This is a genomic window from Leeuwenhoekiella sp. LLG6367-2.1, from assembly GCF_045055775.1.
Lineage (GTDB): Bacteria > Bacteroidota > Bacteroidia > Flavobacteriales > Flavobacteriaceae > Leeuwenhoekiella > Leeuwenhoekiella aequorea.
This window is the reverse complement of the sequence record NZ_CP159331.1, coordinates 3,188,952-3,202,192: the sequence shown is the minus strand read 5'-3', so window position 1 is coordinate 3,202,192 and position 13,241 is coordinate 3,188,952. Positions and strand designations below refer to the sequence as shown.

Annotated in this window: 12 protein-coding genes; 3 read left to right on the top strand and 9 right to left on the bottom strand. The window is 33.7% G+C overall.

Features of this window, described 5'->3' with window-relative positions:
* Nucleotides 1–14 precede the first annotated feature (14 nt).
* The 6 genes from ABVM53_RS14235 to ABVM53_RS14210 form a co-directional block, all read right to left on the bottom strand.
* Nucleotides 15–683 carry an inorganic diphosphatase gene (locus ABVM53_RS14235; RefSeq protein ID WP_405327350.1) on the bottom strand — a complete coding sequence of 223 codons (669 nt, stop codon included), beginning with the start codon at nt 681–683 and terminating at the stop codon, nt 15–17.
* Nucleotides 680–1,315 carry a YdeI/OmpD-associated family protein gene (locus tag ABVM53_RS14230; protein WP_405327347.1) on the bottom strand — a complete coding sequence of 212 codons (636 nt, stop codon included), beginning with the start codon at nt 1,313–1,315 and terminating at the stop codon, nt 680–682. The genes ABVM53_RS14235 and ABVM53_RS14230 overlap by 4 nt, the downstream gene beginning before the upstream one ends.
* A 175-nt stretch (nt 1,316–1,490) precedes the next feature.
* Complete coding sequence (locus tag ABVM53_RS14225) at nt 1,491–2,012, bottom strand: DinB family protein (RefSeq protein ID WP_405327344.1); 522 nt, start codon at nt 2,010–2,012, stop codon at nt 1,491–1,493.
* A gap of 2 nt (nt 2,013–2,014) precedes the next feature.
* Complete coding sequence (locus tag ABVM53_RS14220; RefSeq protein ID WP_405327341.1) at nt 2,015–4,600, bottom strand: phosphoenolpyruvate carboxylase; 2,586 nt, start codon at nt 4,598–4,600, stop codon at nt 2,015–2,017.
* 79 nt (nt 4,601–4,679) lie between these two features.
* Nucleotides 4,680–5,159 (bottom strand): Lrp/AsnC family transcriptional regulator, encoded by a 480-nt coding sequence (locus ABVM53_RS14215; RefSeq protein WP_028375239.1) that lies wholly within the window; start codon nt 5,157–5,159, stop codon nt 4,680–4,682.
* Nucleotides 5,160–5,214: 55 nt separating this feature from the next.
* Entirely contained in the window at nt 5,215–6,390 is a 1,176-nt protein-coding gene (locus tag ABVM53_RS14210; protein ID WP_405327339.1) for a M14 family zinc carboxypeptidase, read from the bottom strand.
* 291 nt (nt 6,391–6,681) lie between these two features.
* Here ABVM53_RS14210 and ABVM53_RS14205 point away from each other — a divergent pair, with 291 nt between their 5' ends.
* From ABVM53_RS14205 to ABVM53_RS14195, 3 genes are all read left to right on the top strand, one after another.
* Nucleotides 6,682–7,107 carry a helix-turn-helix domain-containing protein gene (locus ABVM53_RS14205; RefSeq protein WP_405327336.1) on the top strand — a complete coding sequence of 142 codons (426 nt, stop codon included), beginning with the start codon at nt 6,682–6,684 and terminating at the stop codon, nt 7,105–7,107.
* Between the two features lie 41 nt (nt 7,108–7,148).
* Nucleotides 7,149–7,523 (top strand): DNA topoisomerase IV, encoded by a 375-nt coding sequence (locus ABVM53_RS14200; protein ID WP_371456511.1) that lies wholly within the window; start codon nt 7,149–7,151, stop codon nt 7,521–7,523.
* 110 nt (nt 7,524–7,633) lie between these two features.
* Entirely contained in the window at nt 7,634–9,568 is a 1,935-nt protein-coding gene (locus tag ABVM53_RS14195; protein ID WP_405327332.1) for a tetratricopeptide repeat protein, read from the top strand.
* On the opposite strand, the gene ABVM53_RS14190 is transcribed toward ABVM53_RS14195, so the two are convergent.
* From ABVM53_RS14190 to ABVM53_RS14180, 3 genes are all read right to left on the bottom strand, one after another.
* The gene (locus ABVM53_RS14190) at nt 9,565–9,963 is read right to left on the bottom strand and encodes a response regulator (protein WP_405327329.1); all 399 of its coding nucleotides are present in this window, start codon (nt 9,961–9,963) and stop codon (nt 9,565–9,567) included. The two genes, ABVM53_RS14195 and ABVM53_RS14190, sit on opposite strands and share 4 nt — an antisense overlap.
* Before the next feature lie 176 nt (nt 9,964–10,139).
* Nucleotides 10,140–10,592, bottom strand: coding sequence for a large conductance mechanosensitive channel protein MscL (mscL, locus tag ABVM53_RS14185; RefSeq protein ID WP_405327326.1), 453 nt, complete (start codon nt 10,590–10,592; stop codon nt 10,140–10,142).
* 2 nt (nt 10,593–10,594) lie between these two features.
* Complete coding sequence (locus ABVM53_RS14180; protein ID WP_405327323.1) at nt 10,595–13,222, bottom strand: DNA gyrase/topoisomerase IV subunit A; 2,628 nt, start codon at nt 13,220–13,222, stop codon at nt 10,595–10,597.
* Nucleotides 13,223–13,241: the final 19 nt, after the last annotated feature.

Here is a 13,241-nt window from a genome sequence, read left to right as displayed (position 1 = left end):
ATTACATTATAAGCTTAGTCGGTTTTGATTTTGTAATCGATCATAGCAGATTTTAAAATAGTTAGCGCTTCATCTCTATCTCCAAAACCGGAGCTACTCATTGCATTTGGACCTTTATAATTTGCAAACCAAGTTTTAATAATACTGCTTACGCCATTAAATTGTGCGTTCAATTCATTTATACTATTTAAATTAACAAATGGTGAATCGTTTGCAACAGCTATGAGTTTGTCATCTTGCTCACCATTGTCTTTTAAATATAAAACCCCAATAAGTTTACATTTTATAACGCTCCCTCGCTCAACCGGTGCACCCAAAACTAAAATATCTAAAGGATCACCGTCACCACCGTTTTCTTTAGATAGTAATGTTTGTGGTATCATACCATAATTACCGGGATAGCCTATGTACTGAACTATTCTAGGAATACTATCTTGTTGCTGCCATTCTAAGGCTCCCGTTTCTTTATTGAGTTCCCATTTATCTAGAGATCCAGAAGGGATTTCGATCACAGCGTTAACAAAGGTGCTATCGTGCATCGCGGGGAAATCTTTGAGTAAATTTACTCCGGTACGAGGTTCCGTTTTTCTTACGACCTCTTCTATAGGTTTTGTATCTAGATTCTGTTTGCAACCAGAAAAACTGCAAATAAGTAAAATTAGAAGTAAAGAAATAATTTTCATCTGTTTAATAATTTATGGGAGCCATCGCAACGGGGTGATATTTTTGAAAATCCGCAAATACAATCATTAAAACCAAATCCGTTGACTATCCGTGATTTGTAAAATTCAATACGCGATAATCTGGTTTTTGCTCGCTTAGCACCTGAGAAATAATTTAAATAAGCCTTTTGTTGATCCAATGATAACTTATAATAAGCTTTTTCAAAAAGATAATCTAAACTAAATACCTGTTTCAGTTCAGTTGGAACAATTTCTGAAATACTATTTATTTTAGCGTTAACTCCTACTCTCGCAATCTCAATCGATTCCAAAACATAGTATCTTATTATTTCACTTGAAATCAAAACTTCTTGATCTGTACTAAACTTCATAACCCTTGATCGCTGACTATTTTTGCGTGGCGGCAATAGTAAACCTGGAGCATTTGGAGATAACCAACCGTTTAAAATATGAACGGTACACTTATAGTTTGTAGCACTTAGAAGAATAAGATTTTTTGAATTATAGGTAAAACAAGGAAGTTTCCACTTATAACTTTCGACCAAACCACAATCTAATAGCAAAGTTCTCAACAACATTAATGCGGAACGAAAATGACTATCATCTATGTAACTACTCACCTTTGGATTCATAGCCTGCTCTATATAACTTCAACTAAAGTTATAATTTATAATCATTGATAACACAGGTTATTAGTTTACATTATGTTATAAAAACTATAAATAATTTAGGCCCTTGAGGTAATTATGAAAATAAAAAAAGCTGCAATCTCAGATTGCAGCTTTTACTTTTTTAAATAAATAGCAGTTAATTTAAATATCTCGTTTTTATGATATTCCCGTGATGAATCTCATGACCACATATGATAAATCCTGCAGCTCTTGCAGATAGCGCACTGTCGCTAGCACTTCCTATGTGCAGCAACGCCTCGTTGCTAAAGCTCTTAAACAATAGGATAGAAGATTCTCTAACAATTTTATATTCCTCAAGAAGACTTTCCATCGATCGCTCGTTTGCTGCAGATGGTTTTATATAATCATCTTGTTCAAAACCAGTAAGAGGTGTTTTATCACCACGTGCAATACGCAAGGCTCGGTACGCAAAAATACGTTCTGTATCGATCACGTGAAGCAAGGATTCTAAAATCGTCCATTTACCGGAATCATACGAATAAGTCCATTTTTCCTTTTCAATACTTCTATAGAAAGAAAGACATATATCCTTACCTTCTTCTAAAGCATCTATTAAATCAATTTCAGGACTTACAAGTGAAATGTAATTACTGTAATAGGGATTATACTCACTATGATTGAGATCTGTAAATTTCATAATTAAGCCGAATTACGACTAGCATTAATGTTTCCAAATAAAGAACGAGTTACCATTTTTTCAAACATTTCTAATTTTGCCTGATCTGGGTTTTCTTGTCTTTGCATTTCTTGAATTTTCTTAAGTGCAAATTGCTGTATTGTCAAGAGAGGCAACACGATACGCTCCCGCTCTTGAATAGAAGCTTTACCTGCCTGTTCTTCTTCCATTAGCTCAGAATATCCACTCACTTTTAATAATAAGCGCTTAGTTCGCTCATATTCATCGTGAATAATATCCCAAAACGGACCAAATTCTGGATCATCATGCATATAAGCTGTAAGACCAAAAAAGGACTTGGTCAAACTCATCATACTGTTTTCAAGCAATGTTCTAAAGAAGAGACTATTTTGATAAAGTTCTTGTACTTTATCAAAATCACCACGTTTCTCAAATGCTTCAATAGCCGTTCCCACACCATAAAACCCGGGAACATTTTGCTTAAGCTGTGACCACGAACCAACAAAAGGGATAGCTCTTAAATCTGAAAAATTAAGCTTTTCACTCTTTCCTCGTTTGCTAGGTCTACTTCCAATATTTGTTTTTGCATAGTATTTTAAGGTACTCATGCGTTCTAGATACCCTAAGAAACTCGGATGTTCTTTAAAGTCGGAATAGGCTTTGTAACTTAATTCTGCAAGTTCTTCCATTGTAGAACGGTCTTCTTCAGGAAACGCTTTTCCTTTTTTAGAAAATACGCCATTGAATATACCAGAACTTAGTAACTGCTCTAAGTTGTACTGACAAGAATCTGGAGTACCAAAGTTTGAACTTATAGTTTGACCTTGTACCGTAAGTTGTATCTCTTCGTCTTCAATCGTTTCACCTAAAGAAGCATAAAATTGATGTGTTTTACCACCACCACGTGCCGGAGGTCCTCCTCTACCATCAAAGAAAATTACCTTTATTCCAAATTCACGAGAAACTTTTGTGAGCTCTTCTTTAGCCTTGAAAATACTCCAATTTGCCATTAGGTACCCACCATCTTTAGTACCATCACTAAAGCCTAACATAATCGTTTGCTTCATATGTCGCTGCTTTAAATGTTTTGCGTAGGCCTCATTAGAGTAAAGTTTGCGCATCACTTCGTGAGCGATCTTCAAATCAGGAACAGTCTCAAATAATGGAACAATATCTACTGAAGGATTTTCCCAACCTGTAAGGTGAAACATAGAAAATGCATGCATCACATTTAAACCGGTCTGGTTATTACTTATAATATATCTGTTGCAACTACGCTCCCCATTATGTTCTTGTATTTCACGCATTGCGTAAATACTTTCTAATGTCTTGCGAGCAATCTCGTCTTCTAGTGTGGACGGATCAATTTTACCTTTTACATTTTGTAAAATTTCAATCTGCTCTGTTTCAGATAGATTTTCAAAATTCTCTGGAAAAATCCCAAGGTTGTCAGTTGCACATTGCTTTACGATTTCCTCCATTACGTGCATATGCACACGGCTATCCTGGCGAATATCTAATACCGCAAAATGGAATCCGAACATCTTGATTTTGTTTAACAAATCATCTATCTGCTCAACAAATAAACCTTCATGACGATCAATTACTAAATTGCGAATTCGGGTTAATGTGCTTGTTAATTCTTCTATAGAAATCTTTAATTGATCTCCCGGAAGGAAAATACTATCATAAAGTCTTCTTTCAATATCTGCAAGAGGAGCTTCAGTACCATTAAATGTTATTCTACGTCTAAGATTACGTACATCTCTGTAGTAATTTTTAATAATTGTGTTACGTAAGCGCGCAGCGACCTTCAATGTAATTTCGGTAGTTACAAAAGGATTACCATCGCGGTCACCTCCAGGCCAAAACCCAAGATCGATTACCTGATTGTCAAAGAACTCTCCTTTAAATACATTCTGCTGTAAATAATTGTATATGTGACTAGAAGCTTTATAAAATACATTTTCTAAATACCAAATGAGACTTACAGCCTCATCATAAGGAGTAGGTTTTTCTTTCTTGAAAAACGGAGTTTTACCTAATTGTGAAAGTAGGTTTTTGATCATTTCCAGATCATTATTGTTGATCGATTTACTCAAATCATTAATAATCCCCAAGACAGCTCCTGGATAAAACTGAGTAGGATGTGCAGTTAAAACAGGACGAATTTTAAAATCCTGTAAGTATTCTTTTAAATCGCCGGTTTTAGATTGAGCTTCTGCCTCCTCTTTTATATTGCGTAAAGTTCCGCGACCGTCCATATTATTTACGGTACGATAAGCAGCATCCTCAATAGCATCAAATAATACTACTTGACGTTCTATATATTGTATAAATCGAAATAATAAATCGTAACGTTCTTCTTCTGAAACATCACGCTGGTATTTGTCGAAAAAATAATTTACGATTTTCTCCGGGTTGTATTTGCTATCATAACCTCGCGTACAAATTCTATCAAAAAGGGGTAACAGTACACCGGTATCTGTAATGCCGTGAAACGGCAATGTCATAAATAGACTATTATAAACCTGATACTTTGATTTTACAAGATTGTTAAAACGTTCGAGTTTGGGTTGTCTGGACATAAAGTTAATTTGATTAGAAATAAAAATACCCTTTGCCAAATGAGCCAAAGGGTATATAAAATACATGCTTTGGTTTAAATTACAAGTCTTGGAAAATACTATGCATTAAACGCTTTTTGTCATTTATACTCTCATCTAAAGAGATCATTGTTTCGGTACGGTAAACACCTTCAATATCATCTAATTGAAAGATGATATTTTTTGCATGCTCCGTATTCTTAGCTCTTACCTTGCAAAAGATATTAAATTTTCCGGTGGTAACGTGAGCAACGGTAACATAAGGTATTTGGTTAATACGCTCCAATACAAAAGTAGTTTGACTCGTCTTATTTATATATATACCTACATAAGCTATAAAAGAATATCCTAGCTTAGCGTAGTCTAGAGTTAGTGAAGATCCTACGATAATACCGGCCTCCTCCATCTTTTTAACTCGTACGTGAACCGTACCAGCTGATATAAGTAATTTCTTCGCTATATCTGTAAATGGAGTCCGTGTATTCTCAATCAGCATATCTAAAATCTGATGATCTACTTCGTCTAATTTGAATTTTGCCATTATTAGTTAATTAAATTATATATAAATCAAAAATAACACAAAATCACTGAATAATTCACAACAAATTATTCCTTTTTAGCGAAAACGTTGTAGGTAATTCCTTATTTGTTTGGATTTCTTCAATAATCGCTCCTATATCCCAACTTATTTGATCTGCATTTAAGATGTCTAAATCTTCAAAATCATATTCAACATGACCTGTAAATCCTTTTAAATCACCAATTTGATTAATTTTGGGAATGAAATTTAGAATGCCATTTATCAAGGTTTCTTCAAATTGAATGGCAACATCAGTAGTTCCTAATTTTGGGAGCTTTATTGAACGAATTATGTAGTCAAAAAAGCATTTTTGGTTCTCCGGGATGGAAAAATAACTATTACTAGATAGGTTTTTATGCATTTTAAGCATTGTAACCGACTCAAGAATGCGAATTAGTGATAAAAATATTAATGTTCTCGACTCTTCTCGATCATAATCTCCAGGGAAATGACCGGCCTCAAATAAAACCGTCGGAATATTTTTTTGCTGCAACGTATCCCCTACACAATTTATATTAAAACCATCATCATATCTCCCCACACAACCTGGTATGAATTCCTGAAGCATCTCATTCATATCAGCAATTAAATGCATCCCAATTTTTCGGGATTGTGTAACCGTACGCAATTCGTCTTGAGAAGGCGACAAAAAGGAGATAATTGCACTTTTAGCAGGCTTGCCTACTCCAAATATGGTACGCTGTCCGTGTAAATTCAGGCAATAGTCAGGTTTTATGTTCGTATATAATTCTTTTAAAATAAGACTTTCCGGCTGTGATAAATCCTGAGCATCCCTATTTAAATCGACTTTATTAGCATTTATACGAGTGTAGGCCTCTGCACCATCTGGATTGAGCATAGGTACAAACGTAAATGTACACATCTCTAACAGAGTACTTACAAATTCGGTTTCCTTGTGGTCCTCTATGTATTTAAATAGGTCAAACAAAGCTTTTGTAGTTGTACTCTCATTACCATGCATCTGAGACCATCCTAAAACTTGAATTGGCCCACTACCAAAAGTAACCTTAGCAATAGGTCTATTCTCTACGGAGTATCCTAAAAGTGCTACTTTAAATAGTGAAGGAAGATTATCTATTAGGGGTTGAATCTTATTTATGGTAATATATCGCCCATATAGCGCATCAACTTTGTGACTATTATGCCACGTTTTAAGAGAAGAATAATTCATTGTGAAAATTGAATTACAAATGTAAACATTAGATAGTTTACAGATGTAAACACATTAATTATATTTAATTGTTTACAAGTGTAAATTGATTAATTGAGTTGTTTACAGACGTATTAGGAAACATTCCGAAGCAATATCTATTTATAGTTAAATATCTATTTATAAGAATTTTACATTGTATCATTTAAAGCTTTGATTTGTGTGTTCATTTACTTGTTTACAATTGTAACGTTAATGATACGTATTAATTATTTACATTTGTAACTTGATTAATTAGATAAGGATGTTACAATGGTAAACAGCGATCAATTTAGTAAACGACTACAAAAAGTAATGGATGAGTATGATCTTAACGCTACTTCTTTTGCTGATGAAATTGATGTAGGTAGATCTTCTATATCTCATATTCTATCTGGTAGAAATAAGCCAAGCTTAGAATTTGTTATGAAAATTATTGCTGCCTTTCCTGAAGTAGAATTATACTGGCTATTAAATGGCAAAGGAAGTTTTCCGAAGAAATCTGCTGAAACTACAAGTGCACCAATAAAGAATACTACCCAACTTCGGGCTGACTTCGATCCTATTACTCACGATGACGTAAAATCAAAAAATAATATACCACATGACGACTCTTATCGCGAGACCGAAAAGAATGATCAAATAGAACGTATCGTAATATTTTATAAAGATGGAACCTTCAAGAATTTCGTCCCTTAAGCTTTGTGATGTAAATTTGTATACTCATACACGACCTCCTTATGTTCTATAAATTCCTAATTTTTTCACTTCTTTTAATAGCTGTAAGTTGCTACACTCCTGAACGCAATTGCAAAGATTTTAAGACCGGCGAATTTGAATTTGAAACTTACCTTAATGGAGAAGTTGTAAAAACTACTTTTGTACGTAACGACACGTTAGAAATTGATTTTTATGAAGGGAAAGCAGATTCATCAAGTATAAGATGGATCAATGATTGTGAATACATCGCCGAAAAAATTAATCCTACCTCAATGCGCGATCGTAAGGCATTACACTTCAAAATTCTTACTACAAAAGATGATGTCTATACCTTTGAATACGCGCTGGTAGGAGAAAACAACAAGCAGAAAGGAACAGCTCGTAAAACCAACTAATTATTAATACTTCTTTACTATTTTTTAAGTTTATTTATTAGAATCACTTTTACAATAAATTGTATCTAATCACTTTAAGTTGAGTATATTTAAAACTTAATGATAGGTTTATGCCGCAATTTTATCGCTTAACGTATTTCAGTTGCATCCTATTACTGTTAGGAAATATTCTTATTGGTAATGCTCAAAAATCTTCAAATGAGAATCTAAAGCTTATTTTAAAAGAAAAATATAAGGCCTACGATTCATTACAAAAGTATACTGCACTATTTAAGAAAGACTCTGCTTCTATCAATTCCTTAATCCGAGAGAGTAAAAAAATATCCTACAAGCTTGGTGAATCCTATGGTGAGAATATGCTCGGTATTTACTTGAGAGACAACTCAAAATATAAACAAGCGTTACATCATCATAATAAAAGTCTCAGTATTGCATTAAACATTAAAAATGTAGAAATGCAGGTTTCTGCGTTAAATATGACGGGTGTAGTGTACCGTCGTATTGATGCAGTTCGGTCTGCACTGGATAAACATAATTCTGCATTAAAACTCGCTGAGAGTCAGCCAGTGCAAACCCAAGCTCTAACCAAAGGGATTTCTATATCCTTAAATAGTATTGGCAATATATATTTACTCTTACGTGATTATAAAGCGGCTGAAAATTATTTTAAAAGAGCACTTATTTATGAACGAGCTTCAGGTAGTAATTTAGGACTTGCTATAAATTATGCTAATCTGGGAATAGCCTATGAAGAACGTGGTAAATTTGACGAAGCAATTTACAACTACGAGAAATCACTCTATCACAACAATTTAATGGATAGTGATTTAGGTAGGGTTATATGCAATAATAGTTTAGGTCAAGTATATCTTAAACAAGGTAATCCTACACTAGCTCTTAAGCTAATTGAGTCTACTATTGAGACTGCGAAATCTATAGGAGATAAATTTTACATCTCACTTGCTTATATAAATCTGGGATGGGCAAACAGCGAATTAGGTAGACATACAGAAGGTGAAAAATATCTAATTACCGGTATGAATATGGCCAAAGAAAATGATTTTAAACAGTTTCTAAGTATGGCTTACCTCCATCTTTCCGATTTAAATGCTGCTATAGATAATTACAAAAAAGCTCTGGAGTTTCAACGTCTTTCTCAGAAAGTACAAGAGGAGTATCTTAATGAAGCAAATCACAAATATGTTTCTGATTTGATAATGAAATATGATAGTGAGCAAAAAAAGAATACTATTAATTTACTGGAGCAGCAGAATATATTTGCCGCTAAAGAACTTGATCAAAGCAGAAAAAGTTTTATTCTGGTTTTGGCTGTATTCTTTCTCTTTCTAATTCTATTATTTATACTCTATCGACATTATCACTTAAAAAGTCAAAAACGTACATTGAGTGCCGAGCAGAAATTAATGCGCTCACAAATGAATCCGCATTTTATATTTAATGCGTTATTATCAATACGTATCTATTTACAGAATCACAATGTTACTGAGGCAATGGAATACCTCAATCAATTTTCTAAATTAATAAGATCAATATTGTCGAGTTCGTTAGAGAAAGAAATTTCATTAGACGAAGAATTAGAAACGATGCGCCTGTATATCAATATTGAAAACATTAGATTCTGTAACGAGATTGATTATCATTTAAATATTGATCCAGAAATAAATTTAAAAGCAATTAAAATACCTTCATTAATCTTACAGCCGTTTGTAGAAAATGCCATTTGGCACGGTCTGCAATCAAAAGAGGGATATAAAAAGTTGGATATAAGTATAACCAAAAAGAATTCCAACTTTGTTAATATTACAATTGCCGATAATGGTATTGGCCGTAAGGAAACCACGAAGATTGATGTCGAAAAATTAAATACTCAAAAAAAATCAATTGGTATAAGCCTTACTTTAAAACGATTAGAGAATTTTTCTAAAAATATGAAGTATACTTATAAATTGAATATTATTGATTTGTATAATGATTATTACGACTCGTTAGGGACTCAAGTAGAATTAGATTTACCCTTAAATTAAGCGCTTAAAGAAATTATAGCGTCACCAAAGTATTCTTGTAAAATGGCTACAAGACGTTCTTTAGTTATAGGTTTACTTAAATATGCATTCATCCCAGATTTTAATCCCTTTTGAATAGCCGGCTTAGTCGTATCTGCAGACAATGCAAAAATAAGCACTTCCTGGTTATGCTTCCTAATTTCCTGGGTAGCCATAAAGCCATCAATCTCGGGCATATGGATATCCATAAATATAACCTGATAATCATTACATTTTGCCTTCTCAATAGCTTCTGCACCACTGTAGGCTAAATCTGACGACAAGCCCAAAAGTTTCAAAAGTTGTGAAAGTAAAATGAGATTTAATTTATTATCATCAACTGCTAGTACAGATAGCGTTGTAGGGGTTTCTGGCATTTGTAAAAAGTTAAACAGAAAAATTTTCCTGTTCTATATGGGGTTAAAATTAACTACAAAAAACACACTCTTAATAGTTTTAGCAAAGAAAAATACCAAAAAATATTAATAAACTTTAAGATATCAATATTTTTTGACAATTCACAAGTATATAACTTTGAGGCTTCCTTTGAAAATTATGAGTTTTTCGAATTATTCTTCATTAAAATATTGTTTTGTTCCTCTAACAGTTCGTTCATTCTAGCTAACAATTGAATATTTTTAGGTGTTTCTACTGTAGGGTTTTTCTCATCTTCACTTTTCGCTCTAAGGCTATTCATAAGCTTTACTACAATAAAGACAACAATAGCTATGATTAAAAAATCGATCATAACTGTTATTAAATCCCCATAACCTATTGCAACTTCCTCAACAGGTGTACCATCTGGCTTTGTGTAAGCATCTTTTAAAAGGATTTTTCTATTTGAAAAATTAACCCCATCAGTGAGTAAAGATAAGGGTGGCAACATTATTTTTTTTACAATAACATCAATTACGTCTTGAAAAGCCGCACCTATAATGACACCAATCGCGATGTCTACCATATTACCTTTTACAGCAAAGTTTTTAAATTCTTGTAATAAACCCATTTTTAAAATAAACTACCTTGTGAAAAATCCCCATCAATATCTTCTGTGCCGTCGTCATCAATTTTAGTATTAGATTCTTCTAATTTTTTGGTTACTAAAACTTCTTCTTCTGGAATTTTAAAGGGTAATGGCTCCAATAAATTCAACTGTTTCAATTTCTCAGAATACAATTGATTACCTAACGCATTAATACCTTTTACAGCTATAAATTCTTCAATATTGATGGTTTCATTAGGCTTTTGATCTTTATTCCGTTCTTTATAGAATCCTATTTCCAGCACAGGTCTATAATCTGTAGATACAAGCTCCAACTGCGTATTAGGATGATCTGAAACAAACTGTTCTTCTTTTTCAGGATGATCAATTAGAAATCGTTTTAAATAATAACGCTCTCTATTTCCATCCCAATAAACCGCAGAAATCGGTTTCTCCGGAATCCATTTTTCCAGTACAATTATTTTTTCATCAAAACGCGTGGTAAGTTCAGGAATTATAGTCTTTGCAAAACCATCTTGGGTGATTATCAATAATCGATCTTCCCCTTTAAATTCGCCAAGCAATTCTCCACGATCATCTACATTAATACGGTTCACACTATCATCAAACCAAATTTTACGCGGTCTTAATGTGGAAATACCTTTTTCTTTGAGATCAATTATGCGCACCGAATGTTTTGTAACAAGATTACCATTCGCATTTCGGCCTTTAATTAGAACATCAGAAAAATCAAGATCAAATTTCAGCTTCTTAACATTGCCAATAGATCTTAGATAAACCGTAACTAGTTCTGCTTCACCATTTGGATTTGCCGAGAAATAGAGCACTTGTGAACCTTTTTTCCCTTTAGACATCGGATAAATTTTGTCACGTGTAATGCTAGTCACATTAAAGCGTTTTACATAGGTGGCTCCACCGGGACCATCCTTGTATATCATATTATAAATAGTGCGCTTATCTTTTTTCTTATAGACTGCAACGTGAATAATATCTTTACCTACAAAGGTTTTTGAATCTACCTTCGTCACCATCATATTACCTTCTCGTGTAAATACAATTATGTCGTCTATATCTGAGCAATCTGTAACATACTCATCTTTCTTTAATGAGGTACCTACAAACCCTTCTTTGCGATTAACATAAAGTTTTGTGTTACGTATAATCACTTTTGAAGCTTCGATATCATCAAAGAGTTTTATTTCTGTTTGACGTTCTTTGCCAGCACCATATTCCTTCTTTAGACGCTTAAAATAAGCGATTGCAAAATCATTTAAGTTTGCAAGATCATATTGTACTTGTGCGATGTCTCCTTCTAAAGCTTCTATTTTTTGTTGAGCCTTATCTATATCAAATTTTGAAATACGCTTAATTCGTATTTCGGTAAGACGTACAAGATCTTCTTCAATAACCGGTCTTTTGAGATGTGCTATATGTGGTTTTAGTCCGTCATCAATAGCCTGTAAAACTCCTTCCCAGGTTTCTTGTTCTTCAATATCCCGATAAATTCGGTTTTCAATGAATATGCGTTCTAACGAAGCGTAATGCCATTGATTTTCTAACTCCTGAAGTTGAATTTCTAATTCTTGACGTAATAAATCTTTTGTACGTTCTGTAGAAATTCTTAGCATTTGGGAAACCCCAACAAATAGCGGTTTATTGTCTTCAATAACACAACCCAAGGGTGATATCGAAACTTCACAATTTGTGAAAGCAAATAAGGCTCCTATTGTTTTGTCTGGTGATAATCCCGGCGGAAGATGAACCAGAATTTCTACTTCAGAAGAGGTATTATCTTCAATCTTTTTTACTTTAATCTTCCCTTTATCATTCGCTTTTAAAATACTATCAATCAGTGAAGTAGTAGTAGTTGAATAAGGAATTTCAGTAATTACAAGCGTGTTTTTATCGAGTTGGTTAATTTTTGCTCGTACTCGTATTCTTCCTCCTCTTTTTCCGTCTTTATAATCACTAAAATCTGCTTCTCCCGCAGATGGAAAATCGGGTAATAATGTAAATTTCTTGCCCTGTAAATGTCTTATCGAACCATCTATAAGTTCAATAAAATTATGAGGTAAAACTTTAGTACTTAATCCTACGGCTATACCTTCTGCTCCCTGAGCTAATAATAACGGAAATTTTACAGGAAGATTTATAGGTTCTTTGCGTCTGCCATCATAAGAGGCTTGCCAGTCTGTAATTTTTGGACTAAATAGTACTTCTAGTGCAAATTTAGATAATCGTGCTTCAATATATCTTGAGGCTGCAGCGCGATCACCGGTAAGCGTGTTACCCCAGTTACCTTGCGTATCTATCAATAAATCTTTCTGGCCCATTTGTACCATTGCATCAGCAATACTAGCATCTCCGTGAGGGTGATATTGCATTGTATGACCTACAATGTTGGCTACTTTATTATAGCGACCATCATCCAGATCTTTCATCGAGTGCATGATACGACGCTGAACCGGTTTAAAACCATCTTCAATAGCTGGTACAGCACGTTCCAGTATTACGTAGGACGCATAATCTAAAAACCAATCTTTAAACATCCCAGTTACCCGGGTGATGGTTTCGCCTGAATTTGTTTCTTCCGGTTGCTCTTCTAAATTAGGATCTTCGTAGTTTTCGCTCATTGTTGCCTTCGGAAAGGTT